This window comes from Pseudoduganella buxea (assembly GCF_009720835.1).
GTDB classification, from domain to species: Bacteria; Pseudomonadota; Gammaproteobacteria; order Burkholderiales; family Burkholderiaceae_D; genus Rugamonas; species Rugamonas buxea.
The window spans coordinates 13,481-35,063 of record NZ_WNKZ01000045.1 but is presented as its reverse complement, the minus strand read 5'-3'; the positions used below and the strand labels follow the sequence as shown (position 1 = coordinate 35,063).

10 protein-coding genes are annotated in these 21,583 nt (G+C 65.3%); 5 read left to right on the top strand and 5 right to left on the bottom strand.

The window, feature by feature from the left end; genetic code table 11:
- Window positions 1-4: 4 nt before the first annotated feature.
- Complete coding sequence (locus GM672_RS15825) at window positions 5-4,225, bottom strand: YhdP family protein (RefSeq protein WP_229427786.1); 4,221 nt, start codon at window positions 4,223-4,225, stop codon at window positions 5-7.
- 206 nt (window positions 4,226-4,431) lie between these two features.
- Between GM672_RS15825 and glnE the strand changes: the two genes are divergently transcribed.
- From glnE to GM672_RS15810, 3 genes are all read left to right on the top strand, one after another.
- On the top strand, window positions 4,432-7,200 hold the full coding sequence (gene glnE, locus GM672_RS15820) for a bifunctional [glutamate--ammonia ligase]-adenylyl-L-tyrosine phosphorylase/[glutamate--ammonia-ligase] adenylyltransferase (protein WP_155471503.1): 2,769 nt from the start codon (window positions 4,432-4,434) through the stop codon (window positions 7,198-7,200).
- 210 nt (window positions 7,201-7,410) lie between these two features.
- Window positions 7,411-10,332 (top strand): TonB-dependent receptor domain-containing protein, encoded by a 2,922-nt coding sequence (locus GM672_RS15815; protein ID WP_155471502.1) that lies wholly within the window; start codon window positions 7,411-7,413, stop codon window positions 10,330-10,332.
- Window positions 10,333-10,595: 263 nt separating this feature from the next.
- Complete coding sequence (locus tag GM672_RS15810; RefSeq protein ID WP_155471501.1) at window positions 10,596-13,280, top strand: TonB-dependent receptor; 2,685 nt, start codon at window positions 10,596-10,598, stop codon at window positions 13,278-13,280.
- Window positions 13,281-13,437: 157 nt separating this feature from the next.
- Here GM672_RS15810 and GM672_RS15805 read toward each other — a convergent pair whose 3' ends face one another.
- From GM672_RS15805 to tkt, 3 genes are all read right to left on the bottom strand, one after another.
- The gene (locus GM672_RS15805; RefSeq protein ID WP_155471500.1) at window positions 13,438-14,223 is read right to left on the bottom strand and encodes a hypothetical protein; all 786 of its coding nucleotides are present in this window, start codon (window positions 14,221-14,223) and stop codon (window positions 13,438-13,440) included.
- A gap of 100 nt (window positions 14,224-14,323) precedes the next feature.
- Entirely contained in the window at window positions 14,324-15,334 is a 1,011-nt protein-coding gene (gap, locus tag GM672_RS15800) for a type I glyceraldehyde-3-phosphate dehydrogenase (RefSeq protein WP_155471499.1), read from the bottom strand.
- 76 nt (window positions 15,335-15,410) lie between these two features.
- Window positions 15,411-17,408, bottom strand: coding sequence for a transketolase (gene tkt, locus GM672_RS15795; RefSeq protein WP_155471498.1), 1,998 nt, complete (start codon window positions 17,406-17,408; stop codon window positions 15,411-15,413).
- Window positions 17,409-17,612: 204 nt separating this feature from the next.
- On the opposite strand from tkt, the gene GM672_RS15790 reads away from it, so the two are divergent.
- Complete coding sequence (locus tag GM672_RS15790) at window positions 17,613-18,338, top strand: 16S rRNA (uracil(1498)-N(3))-methyltransferase (protein WP_155471497.1); 726 nt, start codon at window positions 17,613-17,615, stop codon at window positions 18,336-18,338.
- 93 nt (window positions 18,339-18,431) lie between these two features.
- Here GM672_RS15790 and GM672_RS15785 read toward each other — a convergent pair whose 3' ends face one another.
- Window positions 18,432-21,272 (bottom strand): TonB-dependent receptor, encoded by a 2,841-nt coding sequence (locus tag GM672_RS15785; protein ID WP_155471496.1) that lies wholly within the window; start codon window positions 21,270-21,272, stop codon window positions 18,432-18,434.
- Between the two features lie 120 nt (window positions 21,273-21,392).
- On the opposite strand from GM672_RS15785, the gene GM672_RS15780 reads away from it, so the two are divergent.
- Window positions 21,393-21,569: a hypothetical protein gene (locus tag GM672_RS15780; protein ID WP_155471495.1), complete on the top strand. Its 177-nt coding sequence runs from the start codon at window positions 21,393-21,395 to the stop codon at window positions 21,567-21,569.
- Window positions 21,570-21,583: the final 14 nt, after the last annotated feature.

The window sequence follows — 21,583 nt, the reverse complement described above, 5'->3', positions numbered from 1 at the left end:
TCCTTTATTGGCTGCGGGGACTTTCCGTTCGCTCGGCATCGAGCTTCGTGATGACGGGCGCCTTCCACGGCCCCGTCACCTGCATCTGGTAGGTCAGCGCCTTCATCACGGGCGCCGACAGGAACAGCTGGGCCAGGTAGCTGCCCAGCCCGATCACGGGATTGACGGCCAGTGCATACACCAGCGGCGCCGTGCCCAGGTTCACCTGGGGAATCACGACCACGTGCAGGTTGGTCGATTCATTGGCGACGTCGGCCGTGCCGGACATCAGCACGGTGGCCTGCACGCCGTGCATCTTCAGGTTATCCGTCCTGACGATGCCCCGCTCGATGGCGGCCGTGGCGCTGATGCCGTCAAAAGCGAGACCTTGGGCGAATACGTCGTGGAAATCGAATTTCAGCAAGCGCGGCAAGGCCTGCAGGCTCAGCACGCCCAGCAGCTTGGCCGCGCCCGGGTCCTGCTTCAGGAACTGACCCTTCTCGACCTTCATGTCGAGCCTGCCGGACAGGGTCGGCTTGTCCAGCGCATACGGCAGGCCCTTCCACGCGATATCCCCGGACAGCTTGCCCTTGCCGTTCTTGACCGTGTCGGCGAAGCCGAAGCGGGTCAGCAGCTTGCCAGCGTCGAGGATGTCGAGGTTGAAGTTCAGCGACGTGTCGTGCTGGCCGTTGCGCGATACCCAGCGTCCCGTGCCGTGCAGCACGCCGTCCGGGTTCTCGAACGTCAGCTTCGACACGCGCCATTCGCGCGAGGACGTGATCAGGGCATTGTAGGCCTGCAGTTCCATCCGGCCCAGCTGGCGGTTGAACAGCTCGAAGCGGTCGGCCACGATGTCGAGCGCCGGAATGGCCGGCGCGCTGGCGGCGGCCGAGCTTTCCAGCAGGTCCTTGACGTCGCCGGCGGCCGATTCGGGAATGATCAGGCTCGACAGGCGGGCCGTCACCTTGCCCATGCCGCGCCCCGTGGGCGACTCGTTCCACGTCAGGTAGCCGTTGGCCTGGCGCGAATCGATGCTGGCCTGCCAGGTCCCGCCCCGGTGGGTGGCGCCCAGCACGACGTCGTCGACCTTGCGCCCGGCGATGGTCAGTTCCGTGGCGCGGGCGGCGATCAGGTCCGGCACGATGTATTGGGACAGGTTCGGCGCGGCGGCGCCCGGCGCATCGGCGGCCGGCGCATCGGCGGCCGGCGCGGCCGGCCTGGGCTCGGCGGGGCCGGCAATGTCCGACGCCAGTCCCGTCCAGTCGTCCACGTTCAGCGATTTCATGCTGACGTGGAAGGCCATGCCGCTGTCCGGCTGGGGGGCCGGGGCATTGACGCCCAGGCCGCCCCGGGTCAGCTGCCACGGGCCCTTGTCCTGGCGCTGGCGCTGGTAGCGTGCCTCGATGGCATTGCCCACGGTGATGCGGATCTCGTCGTGCGCCAGGCCGGTGCCGTCGGCGGCCCCGCCGTTGAGCACGAAATGCAGGGGCAGCGCGTCCTGTGCGGCCTTGGCCAGCGGCGCCGGCAGGTCCAGGCCGACCCCGGCCAGCGACGATTCGACGAACACCTGGTACTGGTGGTTGGCGGCCGTGACGACGCCGTTGTAACGGGCGCCGCCGGACAGGTGGGCCGCCAGGCGCTGCATGGCCGGGGCCGGATATGTCCTCTTCAGGCCATCGGCCGTGACGCTGCCGCCGATGCGCACCTGGATGGTGCCGTCGCGCTGGGTGCCGCCGGCCACCGTCAGCTGGCCGCCCAGCAGGGTGCCGTTCAGGCCGTTCAGGTTGACGCCGTGCTCGTTGAATTCGATCTTGCCCGTGGCCAGCAGCACGGGCGGCATGTCGTGCCACAGCACGACGTCGTTGCCCAGCAGTTGCAAGGTGCCGTTGACCTTGCTTTCGCGCAGCCGCGCCAGGGGCAGGTTCAGCTTCAGGGCCAGCTTGCCGTTGCCGGTGGCACTGGTCTGGTCCGTGAAATGGCCGATCCAGTCCAGCACGGGACTGTTGCCCACGTAACGGAGGAAATCCTGCATGGCGCCGGCAGCGTTGCCGTCGATTTCCAGCACGCTGTCGTGGTGGATCAGGTCGCCGATGACGGCTTTCACGTCCTTCAGCGCGACATTGCCCGTTTTTGCCGTGTCGGCCTTGATTTCCATGCGCGCGCCCTCGAACAGGAAGGTGCCGCGTATCTGCTCGGCCTGCGGCCACAGGGGTGACGTGCCGTCCTTGCCGAAATGGCCCGGCTCGTAGTTCAGCTTGCCGTCGACGATGCGGCCGCCGATGCGGAACTCGCCGTCGGCGCCCTTGTCGGCAAAGGGGAACCGGGCCAGGTCGCCGCGCAGGCGCAGCTTGACGTCCGTGGCGCTGCCCGCCTCCAGCGCCCCCGTCAGCCAGTGGGCCAGGTGTTCCGGCGTGGCCAGCGGCAGGTAGCGGCCGATGCGGTTGATGGTGAAGCCGTCGAAGCTCCCTGTGATATCGGCCACGCCGGGCCCCTTGTCGCCGATGGTGTGGCTGCCGGCGAGCTTGCCCGTCAGGCCGTCCTGGGCGAATTCGAAATTGTCCAGTTTCAGGGCCAGCATGTCGCCCCGGGTCCAGCCGGCGTCCAGCTTGAACTGCTGGAACGGCATGGCCGCTTCGGCGAACCAGGCCGGCATGGCCAGCACGAGACCGGGCGCGTCCAGGCTGAGCTTGCCGCCGGCCGTGCCGGCTTCGACCTTGCCGGACAGATGCTGGAAGCCCGGCAAGGCGGGCAGCGCCGGCTGGGCCGCAGCCCCGGCCTTGGCGGCCACGGCCGGACGCGCGGCCAGCGGGTTCATGCCCAGGTCCTGCAGGTCGGCCTGCAACTGCCAGTCACTCGGCGCGGCCACGGGGCCTTGCCAGTGGGCCGCCAGGTTCCGCACCCGGCCGCGCGGTGCCAGCTCGGCCAGCAGGCTGCGCTGCGCTGCCGGCAGCGGCAGGCGCGTGGCCAGTTCGGCCACCATGGCCAGGTCGAGCGAATGGGCCGTGACGTCGGTACGGGCCGGCTGGCGGCCGCGGGCGGGCAGGTAGCGTTCGGACAAGGTGGTCGGCGCCAGGGTGACGCCGTCGCGCGTGCGCAAGGTGAAGTCGGTGACGCTGGCGCGGTGGGCGCGGGCGCCGAACGGCAGCGCCGCATCGCCACGCGCGCCGCGTGCCGGCTTGTCTTCATGGAAGGCGATGCGGCCCTGCATGGCGGCCACGTCCAGCTTGGGCAGGTCCGGTCCCAGGGTGGCGCGCACGTCGCGCAGCGCCAGGTCGGCCGTCACGCCATACAGGCGCGAATGGTCGATTTCCAGCCACGCGCGCACGCTGCCGCGGCCGGACTGCAGCCGGGCCGGGCCCGTGTCCTGCGGGCTGTACGGCAACCAGGCGGCCAGGTCGGCACCGCGCACGTCCGCATACATCGTGCCCTTCCACTGGCGCACGTCGGACACGCGCTGGGAAAAAGCCGGGTGGGCAAAATCGGCGCGCAGGTCCAGCGAACCGGTGGCCCCGGCGGCTGGCGTGGCGTGCACGGCGAACTGGTGGCGGCGCCACTGGTTGCGCAGGATCAGATTGGTGTCCTTCAGCAGCAGGGGCGGCGTGCCCCGCTGTTCGTCGTGCCAGCGCAAGGTGCCTTCGCGGATGACGATCTCGCGCTGGGCCAGCACCCACTCGGAGCCGCGGCCGTCGTCCTTCTTGTTCAGGTCGACGAAGATGCCGGCCACGAACAGGCGTCCGTCCGCCGTGCGACGCACGTCCAGGTCGGGGCGGATGACTTCCAGCGAATCGAAGCGCACGTTCAGCGACGCCACGCTCCACCACGACAGCGTGGCGGCCACGCTGGGCAGGCGCAGTGCCTGCTTGCCTTGCTGGTCGCGCAGCACGACATCGCCCAGGAACAGCGTGGGCCGCAAGCCGGACCAGGAGGCATAGATGCGTTCGATCGTGACGGGATTGCCGACGGCGCGGCTGGCCAGCCGTTCGATATCGTCCTTGTAGCTGTCGATCTGCGGCAGCACCAGCCAGCGCAGCACGAGGAAGACGACGGCAAAGGCGAAGTACAGGAGCAGCGCCAGCTTCAGGGTGAAGCCCAGCACGTGGTGGGTGGCCAGGTTGCACAGGCGGTAGGCCGCCTGCAGGCGGTGCCAGCGCGCGACGACGGCGCCTTCGTGGGGCGGCTGCGCGGGCAAATCCGCGGGTAACTGCGCGTGCCCCACCTTGTCTTCCGCCGTTTTTTCCGTCAACACTTCATTACCCAGGCCCGGCCGGACACCCGGCGTAAAATAAATGGTTCGTTTCCACAGCCTGCCCTTGTCCAGCCTGCGGCCACATTCTACCGCAACACCCGGTTACACTAAGTTCCGAAACGCACTCTATTACACAACGTTACGATAGATTTACGTCAATACACGGACATTTTTCTCTCGCACCTTTCCCTCACCAAACGGCCACCATGCACGCACAGCCCCTGCCCTCCGCCACGCCACCGTCGATCCCCGTCGATGCCAGCACCTCCCGCTTCCACCAGCGCTGGCTGGGCGCCGAACCGGACCGGCAGGCCAAGATCGATGCCCTGAGCCGCTCGTCGCTGGCCGGTGCCGACCTGGCGACGCTGCTGGCGCAGGAACGCGCCAACGGCGACGGCCCTGTCCTGCCGCTGGCGCGCGGCATGCGCCGGCTGCGCAACCTGTTGATCGCCACCTTGATCCGGCGCGACCTGGAAGGCCTGGCCGACCTGGACGAAGTAGTGACGACGGTGACGCGCCTGGCCGACTTCGCCATCCAGGAACATCTGGCGGAACTGGATGGGGAAATGCGCGCCGCCCACGGCGTGCCGACCGGTCACGAATCGGGCCAGGAACAGCAGCTGATCGTGCTGGCCATGGGCAAGCAGGGCGGCTTCGAGCTGAACGTGTCGTCCGACATCGACCTGATCTTCGTCTACCCGGAAGACGGCGACACGGTGCCGGCCGCGCCCGGCCAGCGCAGCCTGTCGAACCACGAGTATTTCATTCGCCTGGGCAAGAAGCTGATCGCAGCCATTGCCGAGATCACAGAGGACGGCTTTACCTTCCGCGTCGACATGGCGCTGCGGCCGAACGGCGGCTCCGGGCCGCTGGCGGCCAGCCTGGGCATGGTCGAGCAATACCTGATCGTCCAGGGCCGCGAGTGGGAACGCTATGCCTGGGTCAAGGCGCGCGCCGTCACGGGCCGGCCCGAGGACATCGCCGCGCTGGAATCGATCGTGCGGCCGTTCTGCTTCCGCCGCTACCTGGACTTCGGCGTCATCGACGCCATCCGCAATATGCATGCCCAGATCCGCGCCGAGGTGAACCGGCAGGAACGGCTGCACCCGGACCGCAGCCACAACGTCAAGCTGGGCCGTGGCGGCATCCGCGAGATCGAATTCCTGGCCCAGGTGTTCCAGCTGATCCGGGGCGGGCGCGACGCCACCTTGCGCGACCGCTCCACCCGCGCCACCCTGCGCCAGCTGCCGGACAAGGGTCTGCTGGCACCGGAAGTGGTGGAACAACTGCTGGCCTCGTACACCTTCCTGCGCAACCTGGAGCACCGGCTGCAGTACCTGGACGACGCCCAGACCCACACCCTGCCGCCGAACGAGGACGACCGCACCGTCGTGGCGCGGATGATGGGCCTGCCCGACACGGCCGCGCTGCTGGCCCAGCTGGACGGCCACCGCCGCTTCGTTGCCGAGCAGTTTGACGCCATCTTTGCCGACAAGAGCGGCGGCGACGATATCGATCCCGATACGAGCAACGCCTGCGCCGACCCGGACAACCACGAAGCCATCGAGGCCCGCTTCACCAGCCTGGGCTACGACGACCCGGGCGCCGCCGCGCGCCGCCTGATCGCCACGTGGCAGGCGCCCCGCCTGCAGTCGATGCCGGAAGCGAGCCGCCAGCGCCTCGTCACCCTGATCAATGCGGCCCTGCCCCTGATCGCCCGCGCCGCCGAGCAGAACAGCGCCGGCAGCCAGATCGGCACCTTGGGCCGCCTGCTCGACTTCCTGGAAGCCATCGCCCGCCGCTCGGCCTACCTGTCGCTGCTGACGGAATACCCCCACACGCTGGAGCGGGTCATCAACATGATGCACGCCAGCGCCTGGGCCGCCACCTTCCTGACCCTGCACCCGATCCTGCTGGACGAGCTGCTGGACGACCGCATCCGCAACGCCGTGTTCGACCCGGCCGCGCTGGTGCTGGACCTGGACAATCAGTTGGCCGCCGCCGACGGCGACACGGAGCGCCAGCTGGACATCCTGCGCGAAGTGCACCATGCCCAGCTGTTCCACCTGCTGGCCCAGGACCTGGCCGGCGACCTGACGGTGGAGCGCCTGGCCGACCACTTATCGGCGCTGGCCGACGTCATCGTCGCCGCCGTCATCAAGGCGGCCTGGCAGACGGTGGCGAAGCGGCACCGCGACGTGCCCCGCTTCGCCGTCATCGCGTACGGCAAGCTGGGCGGCAAGGAACTGGGCTATGTGTCGGACCTGGACGTCATCTTCCTGTTCGACGACGACGACCAGGACGCCCCCGGCCTGTACGCCAAGCTGGCCCAGCGCTTCATCACGTGGATGACGTCGCACACGTCGGCCGGCATCCTGTTCGACATCGACACGGCCCTGCGTCCGGACGGGGCCAGCGGCATGCTGGTGTCGAGCGTGCAGGCCTTCGAGCGCTACCAGCACAATGCCGCCTGGGTGTGGGAACACCAGGCCCTGACGCGGGCCCGTTTCTGCGCCGGCGATGCCGACATCGGCCGCCGCTTCGAGGCAATCCGCTGCGACGTGCTGCGTGCACCGCCCGTCGCCGGCGACGAGTTGAAACGGCAGGTGCTGGCCATGCGCAACAAGATGCACGAGGCCTACCCCAGCCGCCCCGGCACCTTCGACCTGAAACAGGATGCCGGCGGCATGATCGACATCGAGTTCATTGTCCAGTATCTGGTGCTGCAACATGCCCGTAATTACCCGCAGTTGACGGGAAATGTCGGCAATATCGCGTTGCTGCGCCTCAGCGGCGAATTGGGCCTGATCGACCCGGCCTTGGCCGGCCAGGTGGCCGACGCCTACCGCGCCATGCGCAAGCTGCAACACCAGCTGCGTCTGCAGGGGGGTGAGCAGTCGCGTGTCGACCCGTTGCGCGTGGCCGTGTATGCCCACTGCGTGACGACCTTGTGGCGGGATATCTTCGGCCAATAATCAGTCCGCAGCAATTCATTCGGCAACACCACGAAGGCGCCTGGCAAGGCGCCTTTTTCGTTTCCTAGCAGATAGCAAGTGTTGTTATTTTTGTACATTCCATCAAATTAATGACGAATTGAATTTGTACTTCGGACACCCTTAACTAAGATTCATGGTTTGGCGGTCAGCCAAAGATCGCGACAGATTAATCACCAAGGGAGCATTTAAATGAGAGAAAAGATCATTTCGCACTCCGTGCGCCTGTTATGCCTGGGCGGTGCCGTCCTGAGCATGCAAGCCATGGCGCAGACGGCCGATGCGCCGATGCAGACTGTGCAAGTGACGGGTTCGCGTATTGCCTCGCCGGGCGCGGAATCGCCATCGCCACTGCAGGTCCTGACATCGGCCGACATCGCTGCATCGGGTGCGACGAATCTGCAGGAACTGCTGATGAAGAACCCGACCCTGGGTACGCCGACCGTCAGCCGGACCAACTCGAACTTCTCCACGTCCAGCGCCGGTGTGTCCACCGTCAACCTGCGCAATCTGGACACCTCCCGCACCCTGGTGCTGTTGAACGGCCGCCGCTTCGTTTCCGGCATTCCGGGCGACACGGCCGTCGACCTGAACGTCATCCCGACCGACTTCATCGAGCGTGTCGAACTGCTGACGGGCGGCGCCTCGGCCACCTATGGCTCGGACGCCGTGGCCGGTGTCGTCAACATCATCACGAAGCGCAATTTCACCGGCTTGATCCTGGATGCCCAGGGCGGCCAGAGCACCAAGCACGACGACACGAAGAAGAAATTCTCCGCCACCTGGGGCACCAGCAACGCCGATGCCACCAACAACATCATGGTGCACTTCGGCTACTCGAAGCAGGGCGCCGTGTACTCGAAGAACCGCGCCATCTCGGCCGTCGACCAGAACACCCAGAACGACCCGGAAGACTTCTTCAAGGTCAACCGTCCGTTCTATTCCAGCTATGCGCCGCAAGGCCGTTTCTTCGACGATAACGGCAGCTTCACGTACGATCGCAACGGCGCCGTGATTCCATGGAATACCAACGGCACCAACGGCCAGGCCGCTACCGGCTTCAACCGTTCCGAGTTCCGCTCCATCGCCGTGCCGACAGACCGCTACCTGCTGGCCACGACGGGCACGATGGCACTGAACGAGAACCACAATGTGTTCTTCGAAGGCAACTACGCATCGACCCGCGTGACGACGATGCTGGAACCGTTCGCGCTGGGCTCGGACGACATCTACAAGGGCGACACCTTCGGCCAGGTTCCCGCCGAGCTGCTGATCAACGGCACGCTGCGCCGCAACCCGCTGGTACCGGACCGCCTGTTCAACAACATCAGCGATACCAACGGCGACGGCCTGCGCGACTACTTCTTCACGCGCCGGATGGCCGAAGTGGGCAACCGCGGCAGCAAGGCCAACCGCGACACCTTCCGCCTGGCAACCGGCGTCAAGGGTTCGTTCAACCTGCTGAAAGAGTGGAACTACGAAACCTATGTGGCCTATGGCCAGACCAAGGAATCGCAGAGCGGCAATGGCCAGGTCAATGTGCTGAACTTCCGCCACGCGCTGGAAGCCATCACGGACATCGACGACCTGAACACCAACAACAACCGTACCGAAGCCATCTGCGCCGACTCGACCGCCCGTGCGCTGGGTTGCGTGCCGATCAATGTGTTCGGCTACAACAGCATTTCGCCGGAAGCGCTGAAATACGTGAACGCGCCGAGCAGCCTGGAAACGCGTGTCACGCAGAAACTGGCAGGCGGTTCGATCAACGGTGAAGTCTTCGACCTGCCGGCCGGTGCCGTCGGCGTGGCCGTCGGCTTCGAATGGCGCGGCGAGGAATCGTCCAGCGAAGCCGACGCGCTGACCCAGGCCGGCCTGAACGCGGGCAACGCCCTGCCGCCGACCTACGGCAAATTCAACGTCAAGGAACTGTTCGGCGAGGTACGCGTGCCGATCCTGAAGGACAAGCCGTTTGCCAAGGAACTGAACCTGTCCAGCGCCGTGCGCCGCGGCAAGTACTCGACCGTCGGCTACACCACCAGCTGGAACCTGGGCGGCGAATGGTCGCCGATCGCCGACGTGAAATTCCGCGCCACCCGCGCCCTGTCGACCCGTGCGCCGAACATCAACGAGCTGTTCCAGCCGGCCCAGCAGACCTTCCCGGCCGACATCGTCGACCCGTGCGACGGCATCGGCCCGACCGGCGGTGGCGCACGCGGCGACGCCTGCCGTGCCGCCCCGGGCGTGGCAGCGAACATCGCCGCCAACGGCGTGTTCACCCTGACCCAGTCGGACCTGCAGGGCATCAGCGGCTATGACCGCGGCAACCCGAACCTGCGCGCCGAGAAAGGCCGCTCCACCACCATCGGCGTGGTCTGGACTCCCCGTTCGATCGCCCCGCTGCGCAACTTCTCGTTCACGGCCGACTACTTCGACATCAAGATCGCCGATGCCCTGGTCTTCATGCCGCGCCAGTACGCGCTGGAAAACTGCTACGGCGGCGACGGCTCGCTGTGCAACGTCATCACGCGCCGCCCGAGCAAGATGGGTGCGAACAACTCCGGTTCGCTGGAATACATCGACTCGCTGGTCAGCAACACGGGCAGCAAGGCCACCGAAGGCGTCGACCTGACGGCATCGTGGGCCGGTGCCGCCGGCCCAGGCCGCCTGAGCGCCCGCGCCTCCTGGACGTGGCTGCATGAAGGCTACGACACCCCGACCCCGGGTGCCGAGAAGGACTACTGGGCCGGCGAAATCCAGCAAAGCCCGAAAAACAAGGCCTCGCTGAACCTGGCATACAAGCTGGGCGCCTGGGGCATCAGCGGCACCACGACGTATATCGGCAAGTCCTACCTGGACGACCAGTTCCTGGCCCAGTTCGACCTGCCGCGCAACGCCGTCGGCGTCGGCTCGCGCACCTACCAGGACATCCAGGTCACCTACGAGTTCCGCAAGAAGTGGGAGCTGTACCTGGGCCTGGACAACGCCTTCAACACGAAGGCGCCACCGATCGTCTCCGGCCTGCCGGGCAACACGACGGGCGCGGAAACGGAAGCCGGTGCTTACGACCCGATCGGTCGCCGTTACTACCTGGGCATGCGCGTTTCGCTGTAACGCGTTCTACCCTTCCAGAAAGCCTGCCGGGTTCGCGCCCGGCAGGCTTTTTTCATGTTCGCATCCCCCATCGCGAAATGTGCAGCGCTATACCATATATTTGTGAAGATGTTGTTGTATGTAACACACATGTAACAAACTGAAATATTTACACGATTGACCGCAAGGCAAGTTCCGTTGTCTGATGCTGGGTCGTTCTTTGATCGAGGCCACCCCGCCCTCCACACAGAACGCCCTTGTGACGACAACACTGGAGCAAACAAATGATGAAAGAAACCACGCTGGCCCAATCGGTTCGGCTGATCTGCTCGGCCGGCGCCCTCGGTGCCAGCCTGCTGGCCGCGCCGGCTTTCGCGCAAACGGCCGAAGCGCCGATGCAGCGCGTCGAAGTGACCGGTTCGGCAATCAAGCGGATCGACGCTGAAACGGCCGTACCCGTCACCGTCATGAAGATGGCGGACCTGAAGGCCGAAGGCATCAGCACCGTCGAGCAGGTCCTGGCGACGGTATCGTCGATGCAGGCCAGCCAGGGCACCAGCCAGGTCGTCGGCCTGTCCACCGGCGGCGCGTCGTTCGCCGACATGCGCGGCCTGGGTCAGAACAAGACCCTGGTACTGCTGAACGGCCGCCGCCTGGCCAACAATGCGTTCGACAGCTCGGCCCCCGACCTGAACATGATTCCCTTCGCCGCCATCGAGCGCGTCGAAGTGCTGCGCGACGGCGCCTCCTCGCTGTACGGCTCCGACGCCGTGGGCGGCGTGATCAACTTCATCACCAGGCGCGACTTCACCGGCGGCATCGTCACCGTCGGCGGCGATTCGCCCCAGCATCCGGGCGGCCAGTCCGTCAACAGCAGCATCGGCTATGGCTTCGGCGACGTCGACAAGGACGGCTTCAACTTCTACGCCATGGGCGACTTCCAGAAGCAGCGTTCGATCGGCGGCACGGAGCGTCCGTTCAACCGCCGCTATGCGGGCGGCCTGTCGAGCAGCACCTTCCCGGCCAACTACTACCAGGACGGCGACGCCGGCAACCCGGCCGCGCCGAACTGCACCAGCGCGCCAAACCTGGTGCCCGACGGAACCGGTTGCAAGATGACGACGTCGAGCTTCGTCGACTACGTGCCCCGCTCCGAGCGCGCCACCGGCCTGTTGAAGGGCACGCTGGCCCTGCCGAACGGCCATGAGCTGAGCCTGGAATACCTGCACAGCCGCAGCAAGGTGGAAAGCCAGATCGCTCCCGTGCCGTACGGCGGCCTGATCATGAACCGCACGCTGGCCAACGGCGCGGTGAATCCGTACTACCCGACCAATCCGAATATCCCGCTGGACCCGAACTTCGGCGCCGGCGACCTGCCCGAAGGCGCCCTGCCCGGCTACATCAACGTGATGTGGCGCGACCTGCCGAACGGCGTGCGCGCGGATGAGAACATCAACCGCCAGCAGCGCTTCGTGGCCCAGCTGTCCGGCAATATCGCCGGCTGGGATTACCGCACCGGCCTGACCTGGGGCGAGAACCGCGTCAAGGTCAACCTGCGCGGCTACAGCGATGGCGACATGATCACCAAGGGCGTGCTGGACGGCATCGTGAACCCCTTCGGCGACCAGAGCGCCGCGGGCATGGACCTGCTGATGGCCGCTGCGCTGGATGGCAACATCCAGAACGCCAAGGGCACCAGCAAGACGTGGGACATCAACGCCAGCCGCGAACTGGGCGACTGGGCCGGCGCCGGCCGCAATGCAGCCCTGGCCATCGGCGGCCAGGCCAGCCACGAGAAGTTCTACTCGGCGGCCAACACGGAATACGCGGAGAAAGTCGTCGCCAGCACCGGCATCGACCCGAACACGCTGAACCAGGGTTCGCGCACCGTGTACGCTGCCTTCGCCGAGCTGAACGTGCCCCTGCTGCAAACGCTGGATGTGACGGCCGCGATCCGCTACGACAAATACAGCGACTTCGGCAACTCGACCAATCCGAAGTTCAGCTTCCGCTGGCAGCCGGCCCAGTCCGTGATGGTGCGCGGCTCCTACTCGACCGGCTTCCGTGCCCCGTCGCTGTATGAAATCAATGCCGCCAATACCTACACGAACACGTCGACGCAGAGCGACCCGATCAACTGCCCAGGCGGTGTACCCGTTCCCGGCAAGGGCAGCGCGACCAACTGCAATGTGCAGTTCCAGAAACTGCTGGGCGGTAACAGCAGCCTGAATCCGGAAGAATCGAAGAACGCCACCTTGGGCATCGTCTTCGAAGGCGTCAAGAACCTGACGCTGTCGGCCGACGTCTGGGCCGTCGAACTGGATCACCAGATCGGCAACCTGGCCGAGGACGACGTCTTCGCCGACCCGGCCAAGTACGCGTCGCTGTACAACCGCAATGCCGGCGGCAACCTGTCGATCGACGGCTCGCAGTGCCCGAATCCGTCCACCTGCGGCTATGTCGACCTGCGTACCCGCAACCTGGGCAGCATCAAGACCAACGGTATCGACCTGGGCGCCCAGTATCGCCTGCGCACGGCCGGCTTCGGCACGTACAACTTCTCGATGAACAGCACGTGGGTACACAGCTACAAGTACCAGAACTCGGAAGGCGGCGAGTGGAACCAGAAGGTCAACAACTACTCCGGTACGGGCCCGATGTTCCGCTGGCAGAACACGGCCAACCTGCGCTGGAGCGACAAGCAGTTCGGCGCCGGCGTGACGGCCAAGTACAAGTCCGGCTACCTGGATTCGGACGGTACCAACGAAGTGGCCTCGTACACCACCTTCGACAGCTACGTGTCGTGGACGCAGCCAAAAGGCTTCGCCCTGACCTTCGGCGTGCGTAACATGTTCGACCGCACCCCGCCGCTGTCCTACCAGGACACCACGTTCCAGGCAGGCTACGATCCGCGCTTCACCGACACCATCGGCCGCACCTACTACGCCCGCGCTTCGTACAGCTTCTAAGCCGTACCGCGCATCGGCGCAAACAAGCAAGCCCCGCCGGCTCACGCCGGCGGGGCTTTTTTGTTGCTCCGAAACCGGTGTCAGACCGCCGCGGCGGACCGACCGGTTTCTCAATTCGGGGAGACAGGTGTCCGACACCGAATGCGCCGCGTGCGCATCACGGGCCCTGGTGGGCCGGCATCTGCGCCAGCACATTGGCGCGCAGGTCTTTCGATTGCAGCGAGGAGGTGGCGATCTGTTCGAAGCGCATCTGGCGTTGGTCGATCAGGTAGCCCACCAGCTGGCGGCTCACGAAATACTCGTATGCCGGCGACGGGTGGACCGCCCCGGCGGCCAGCAGGCGGCGTCCCTCCTCCTCAGGGAAACTGCTTTCGTGGGCGACATGGTCGCAATAGCCCTCGGCTACCCAGGACGGCAGCCGGATGCTGTCGACGAGGCCAATCCGGTCCGTGATCAGCACGTGGGTGATCTCGTGCGCGATGACGGCTGACAGTGCCCGCGTGTTGTACTCCGGATTGCGCGAGCGTGCCACGTCGGCGGTGAAATCGCCGAGGGCGATGAAAATGTTGTCGGTGACTGGTACCGTGACGGCAAACGACTTCCTGAACGGCGCGAATAGCGAGTAGGTCCATGGTACGTCGCCCACATACACGTCGAAGCGCCGGCCGGGCGTGGCCAGTTCGGACGAGGCCACCAGCGCGGCCGCCCTGGCCAGCACCACGTCCGTGGCCGGCGGCAGGGGCGCGCGCGAGTGCACGGTGATGCCGTGTGCCGTCAACTTGTGGTGGAACACAATGCCGGGAAACACGTGCAGCAGCACGAACAGGGCGAACACGGCGAAGAAGATCCAGTTCAACCAGTCGTTCAGCCATGGCAGCCAGTGCCGGTTCGAGGGCCACCGCAGCGGCGGCAGGCCCAGTATTTTCTTTAGTGTCGGTGTCATGGCTTTCTTGCCAGTCCGCGAGGCCGGCACAAAAAAAGCCGGCCCTGCAATGCAGGACCGGCCTATGCCGCCCGGCGGCCCGGGCGAGTTCGAAAAACGATTACTTGGCGTTCATCAGCGCCACGGTGGTGTCCAGCATGCGGTTGGAGAAGCCCCACTCGTTGTCATACCACGACGACACCTTGACCAGGCGGCCCGAGACTTTCGTCAGGGTTGCGTCGAAGTTCGACGAGGCCGGGTTGTGGTTGAAGTCGACGGAGACCAGCGGTTCGGTCTGGTACGTCAGGATGCCTTTCAGGGCGCCTTCGGCGGCCGTCTTCATCAGCTGGTTGACTTCCTCGACGGTGGTGTCGCGCTTGGCGATGAAGGACAGGTCGACCAGCGACACGTTGATGGTCGGCACGCGGATGGCGAAGCCGTCCAGCTTGCCGTTCAGTTCCGGCAGCACCAGGCCGACGGCGGCGGCAGCGCCCGTCTTGGTCGGGATCATCGACTGCGTGGCCGAACGGGCGCGGCGCAGGTCTTCGTGCATGACGTCGGTCAGCACCTGGTCGTTGGTGTAGGCGTGGACGGTCGTCATCAGGCCCGTTTCCAGGCCGATGGCGTCGTTCAGCGGCTTGACCAGCGGGGCCAGGCAGTTGGTGGTGCACGAAGCGTTCGAGATGACGGTGTCCGTGGCCTTCAGCACGTCATGGTTGACGCCGTAGACGATGGTGGCGTCGACATCCTTGCCGCCCGGGGCGGAGATGATGACTTTCTTGGCGCCGCCCTGCAGGTGGGCCGAGGCCTTTTCCTTGGTCGTGAAGAAGCCGGTGCATTCCAGCACGACGTCCACGCCCAGCTCGCCCCATGGGATTTCAGCCGGATTGCGCTGGGCGAACACGCGGATGCTGTCGCCGTTCACGATCATGTTGTCGCCTTCGACTTCGACGGTGCCGGGGAACTTGCCGTGGGCCGTGTCGTAGCGGGTCAGGTGCGCGTTCGACTGCGCGTTGCCCAGGTCGTTGATGGCCACGATCTGGATGTCCTGTTTCTTGCCGCCTTCGTAGAAAGCGCGCAGGACATTGCGGCCGATACGGCCATAACCGTTGATTGCTACCTTGATCGTCATTACATGTGCTCCTAGTTAAAAGAATCGGTTCTTTTTGTAAAAACCCCGGCCACGCGCCGGGGTTCCCATGTTCTTTTTATGCAGCAATAACAGACTTCACCTTCGCGACGACGTTCTCCACCGTGAAGCCGAAGTGCTTGAACAGCACGTTGGCCGGGGCGGATTCGCCGAACGTATCGATGCCGACGATGGCGCCTTCCAGGCCGACGTACTTGTACCAGAAATCGGAAACGCCTGCCTCTACCGCAACGCGCGGCAGGCCCTTGCCCAGTACGGCGGCCTTGTAGGCGGCGTCCTGGCGGTCGAACACGTCGGTCGACGGCATCGACACGACGCGCACGGCCACGCCTTCGCTCTTGAGTGCCGTGGCGGCGTTCATCGCCAGTTCCACTTCGGAACCGGTGGCGATGATGACGGCCTTCGCGTCAGCAGCGTCCAGCAGCACGTAGCCGCCTTTCGCGATGTCGGCGATGGCCTGCTCGGAACGCTCCTGGAACTGCAGGTTCTGGCGCGAGAAGATCAGCGTCGACGGGCCGTTCTTGCGCTTGACCGCTTCGCCCCAGGCCACCATCGATTCGACCGTGTCAGCCGGACGCCAGTTGTCCAGGTTCGGGATCAGGCGCAGCGACGAGACGTGCTCGACCGACTGGTGGGTCGGGCCGTCTTCGCCCAGGCCGATCGAATCGTGGGTGAACACGAAGATCGAACGCTGCTTCATCAGCGCGGCCATACGCAGCGCATTGCGCGAGTAATCCGAGAACGTCAGGAAGGTGGCGCCGAACGGGATGTAGCCGCCGTGCAGGGCGACACCGTTCATGATGGCGCTCATGCCGAACTCGCGCACGCCGTAGTTGATGTGGTTGCCAGGCTTGCCGGAACGCAGGTTGACGGACTCTTTCCAGTTCGTCAGGTTCGAACCGGTCAGGTCGGCCGAGCCGCCCAGGAATTCCGGCAGGATCGGGGCCAGGGCCTGGATCGCGTTCTGCGAGGCCTTGCGGGTGGCGATGGTTTCCTTCTTGTCCACGCAGGCGGCGATGGCGGCGGCCAGGGTGGCGTCGAAGTTGGCCGGCAGTTCGCCGTTCATGCGGCGCTTCAGTTCGGCGGCTTCCGTCGGGAAGGCGGCGGCGTAGGCGTCGAACTTGCTGTTCCATTCCGTCTCGAAGGCAGCGCCCTGGTCCTTGAAGTTCCAGGCCGTCGACACTTCTTCCGGCACGATGAAGGGCTCGTGACCCCAGCTGATGTACTCGCGCACGGCGGCGATTTCCTTGTCGCCCAGCGCGGCGCCGTGCACCTTGTCGCCGCCTTGCAGATTGGGCGAGCCCTTGCCGATGACGGTCTTGCAGCAGATCAGAGTCGGCTTGTCCGATTTCTTGGCCGCTTCGATGGCGGCGTGCACGGCAGCGACGTCATGGCCGTCGACGGCCGGGATGACGTTCCAGCCGTAGGCGGCGAAGCGGGCCGGCGTGTCGTCGGTGAACCAGCCTTCGACCTTGCCGTCGATGGAAATGCCGTTGTCGTCGTACAGGGCTATCAGTTTTTTCAGGCCCAGCGTGCCGGCCAGCGAGCACACTTCGTGCGAGATGCCTTCCATCAGGCAGCCGTCGCCGACGAAGGCGTAGGTGTAGTGGTCGACGACGTCATGGCCAGGCTTGTTGAACTCGGCTGCCAGCAGGTATTCCGCCAGCGCCATGCCGACGGCGTTGGCCAGGCCCTGGCCCAGCGGGCCCGTGGTGGTTTCCACGCCCGGCGTGATGTCCACTTCCGGGTGGCCCGGGGTCTTCGAATGCATCTGGCGGAAGTTCTGGATGTCTTCCATCGTCACGTCGTAGCCGGACAGGTGCAGCAGCGCGTAGTGCAGCATCGAGCCGTGGCCGTTGGACAGCAGGAAACGGTCGCGATTGACCCACTTCGGATTCACCGGGTTATGGCGGTGATGACCGCTCCACAGGGCAACGGCAATCTCGGCCATGCCCATCGGCATGCCGGGGTGGCCGGAGTTGGCTTTCTGGACAGCGTCCATCGCCAGCGCACGGATTGCGTTGGCCATCTGGGTGTGGGGAAGCGTAGGTTTCATCGTGGTCTATCGAGGGAGGTTTGGAATCTGAGCCGCCACTGCTGCATAGGGGGAAGCGGTTTCAAAATAGGCGGGCGGCATGGCTTGCGATCGACAGTTGTCGGCCCGACCATTTTGAAACGACTCCGGACTGCGTAGCCCGTTATTTTACCAGAGCACAAGGCGCCAGCTTAAAATTAGTGCATTTCATCTTCCAGGATTGCCATGCCCCGTTTCCATATTGACCAGCCGCTGGCCGTCGGCCAACTGGTCGAGCTGCCGCTTGACGTGGCCCACCACATCCACGTGATCCGCCTTGAAGCGGGCGCGCCCCTGACCTTGTTCAACGGCCAGGGCGGCGAATTTGCGGCCGTGCTGCAGGAAGTGGGCAAGCGGCGGGCCCTGGCCGAAGTGCGCGCCCACGATCCCCGCGAGGCCGAACTGCCCTTCGCCGTCACCCTGGCGCAGGCGCTGCCGGAAGGCACGAAGATGGACTGGATCATCGAGAAGGCGGTGGAATTGGGCGTGGCGGCCGTGCAGCCGCTGGCGGCGCGCCGCTGCGTCGTGCGCCTGTCGCGGGAGCGGGCCGAAAAGAAGCTGGAGCATTGGCAGGGCGTCATCGTGGCGGCTTCCGAACAAAGCGGGCGCAACCGGCTGGCCGCGCTGGCCGAGCCGCTCGAGCTGAAAGACTGGCTGGCCCGGCCGCCGGCCGGCCAGCGCATCCTGCTCAGCCCGCGCGCGGCGACGTCGCTGGCCGACTGGACGCGGACGCAGCCAGCGCAGCCGGTGACGTTGCTGGTGGGCCCGGAAGGCGGCTTCACGGACGAGGAAGAAGCGCTGGCCGTGCAGCACGGCGCGCTGGCCCTGTCGGCCGGGCCCCGCATCCTGCGCACGGAAACGGCGGCGCTGGCCGTGCTGGCCGTGCTGGGCGCGGCCTGGGGCGGGATCTAATCCTCAATATAAGCGGGCAATAAAAAGGGACACCCGAAGGTGTCCCGTGCATTGCGTCGGCCGGAGGCAGCTTGCGCCGCCTCCGGCATGCCATCAGAACGCGTAGCTGGCGCCGACCGAGAAGAAGCGGCCGACCGCGCCGGCCTGGTGCAGCGTGGCGTTGTAGCTGGTCAGGTTGCCCGCGTTGCCGTACGTGGCGACGTCGATCGGTGGCGCGCGGTCGAACGCGTTCAGGATCGACGCACGCAGCGTCAGGTTCTTCGTCAGCTTGTACGTAGCGTTCAGGTCCGTGGACAGGAACGAACGAATGGTGCAGTAGTTGTCAGGCGTGATGTTGTCGTTGTTGGCGAAGTAGGTACGGCCGCCCACACCGATGGCCGCATCCGCGCAGTTGTTGGCGCCGATGGACGGATCCAGCGCGCTGTACGAGCTCACCCAGTTCAGCGTGGTGGTGAAGTTCAGCGGACCTTTTTCGTAGCCCAAGGTCAGCTGCGCACGGTTTTTCGGGTTGCCGGTGTTGCCGGAAACAACCGAAGGACCGTGGGTGCCGGCCAGCTCATATTCTTCGCCCAGCTGGGTCAGCTTGTAGCTGATCATGTGGTTGAAGGTCAGCTGGGCGCGGAAGTTGCCGATGTCGCCAGCGCGGAAGCGGTAAGCCAGGTCCAGCTCGACACCGCGGCTCTGGGTGGAACCCGAGTTCACATACGACGAGGTGGCGTAGGCGATCGAACCCACGGAAGGCGTCGCGGTGATCAGCGTGCCGTTCGGGCCGGCGACGTCGGTCGGTACGGCCGGGTTACGCACATAGCTCGGCACGTAGTCTGGCAGGCCCGATTCCGTGTTGATCTGGTTGTTGACCTTGATGTTGTAGTAGTCGATCGTGGCCGTCAGGTTCTTCACCGGCTCCAGGATCAGGCCCAGCGTGAACGACTTCGACTTTTCCGGTTCCAGGTCAGGATTGGTGATCTGGACGAAGGCCGGCGTGAAGCCGCAGGCGGCCGGCACATTGCCCGGCGTGGTACGGACACCGTCGGCGCACAGGATCGGGTCGTTGATCGCGTGGAACGAGAAGGTCGACGACGCCGTGCCCACTTCGGCCGCGTTCGGTGCGCGGAAGCCGCGTGCGAAGGTACCGCGCAGCGTGGCCATCGGGTGCGCTTGCCACTTGAACTTGGCGCCTGGCGTGAACGAATTGCCGTAGGTGTCGTAGTGGTCGTAACGGGCCGAGGCACTCACTTCCAGGTTCTTGATCGGCATTGCGCTCAACTCGGCAAATGCTGCCGTGTTGGTTTCTTCGCCGAACACGTAAGCCGAACCGTTACCGGCGATACCTTGCGACAGCAGGTCAGGCGGTGGTGCGTTCAGTTCCTTCTTGTACCAGCTGACGCCGGCCGCCAGGGCCAGCGGGCCGCCCGGCAGCTGCATCAGTTCGCGGGAACCGTGCAGGTCGGCGTAGGTCAGCTTCGACTCGGCCTGGTTGTTGAAGGTCGGCGCGATGGCGGCCATGTCGGCCGCCGAGTTGCCGCCCAGCGGGTTGAACGGGTTGGTCGGGCGGTTCAGGGCGTTGTACAGGGCGACGCGGTTGACGTAGCCGTTGTATTCCGTTTCCGTCTTCACTTTCGCGAAGCCGGCGGCGGCGGCGATGTCCCAGCCCATCCAGGAACCGTTCAGGTCGGCGGCGAAGCGGGTTGCGGTCGAGCTGTTGTCCTGTTGTGACGTGTTCGGCACGCCTGGGATATAGCCGTACAGGCGCGCCGGTGCGCCCAGCTGGTTCAGGGGATTGTTCGCGGCCAGCAAGGTGCTTGGCACGCGATTGACGATGGCCGGCGTCTGCCCGGGCACCAGTGCCGTGTAGCCGGCGAAGGTAATCGGCGAGAACGAGTTGCCGGCCAGCAGGCCGCGCCCGTTCGTGCTCTGGCGCTTGAACATCGACGCTTTCAGCGCCAGGGTCCAGTCTTCGCCCAGCTTCTTCGTGAAGCCGCCGATGACGTTGAACTTGTCCGATTCGGGCTGCAGGTTCGACACGACGTCGCGCACCGTGCACTGGCCGGCGCGGTATTTGACGAAGTTGCAGTTCGGGTCCAGGAATTGGTAGCTCGAAGCGTTGTTGACGCCGCCGGCCGGGTTATACAGGAAGGGGCTGCTGCCTGCCGTCAGGAAGCTGTTGCCGGCGTTCGGCACACCGCGCGTCAGGTTCAGGCCGCCGCGGCGGGTCCAGTCGCCGCTGGCCCAGTCGTTGCTGTCGCGCTGCGACAGCTTGATGGCGTCGGCGTGGCGGTATTCCGCGCTGATGAAGGCGTTGTAGCCGTCGTTTTCCAGGTCGCCGATACCGCCCGTTGCAGCGACCTTGTAGTTCTTGCCGCCGCCGTGCTGCGAATTGCCCACGTCGGTGTTGATGTTGAAGCCGTTGAATTTCTTCTTCAGGATGATGTTGACCACGCCGGCGACGGCATCGGAGCCGTACATCGCCGAGGCGCCGTCCTTCAGCACTTCGATGCGCTCGACGGCATCGAAGGGAATCGACGAGACGTCGACGAACTGGCGCTGTGCGTCGTCCGACAGCGGATACGGGGCCATGCGGTGGCCGTCGATCAGCACCAGGGTCAGGCCGACGGACAGGCCGCGCAGCGAGACGCCGGAGGCGCCTGCAGCAAACGCGCCCGAGAAGCCGGTGCCCAGGGCGCCCTGGCCGTTGGCGGACAGGTTGCTCAGCACTTCAGCGATCGAGGTATAGCCGGTCTTGGCGATGTCTTCCGCCGACAGCACCTGCACTGGGCTCGGGGTTTCCTTGTCGGCGCGGCTGATCAGCGAGCCCGTCACGACAACCTTCTGCACCGCCGGCTCGGCGGGCGCCTGCTGGGCCATGGCCGGCAGCGCCGCGGCGACACCGAACGCCATCGACAGCGATCGAACAAGAATAGTTTTTCTCAACATTTTGGTTCCTAAAGTAAGCATGCGTTGGTAGTAAGCTTGGGTAAAGTTACTCACGCCTCTACTGCATTAATTTAATTCGTCCCAACCAGATCAGAAACTCCAATCGCTTTTTGAGCGACCATGGAATTCATTGAAAAACAGAATTCAGCTTGCGATCAGACCATAGCCGGCGCAACGCTGTCAATAAAACACGGGTTTATTTTGAGCAAAAAACAACAGCATTTCCTCAAAGCACAAATTTGGTGCACGGGCGCACCCGGAAGGAGCAAGATCGCGCCAAGTCAGGGCATCCCCTAGGGAACAACACCGAA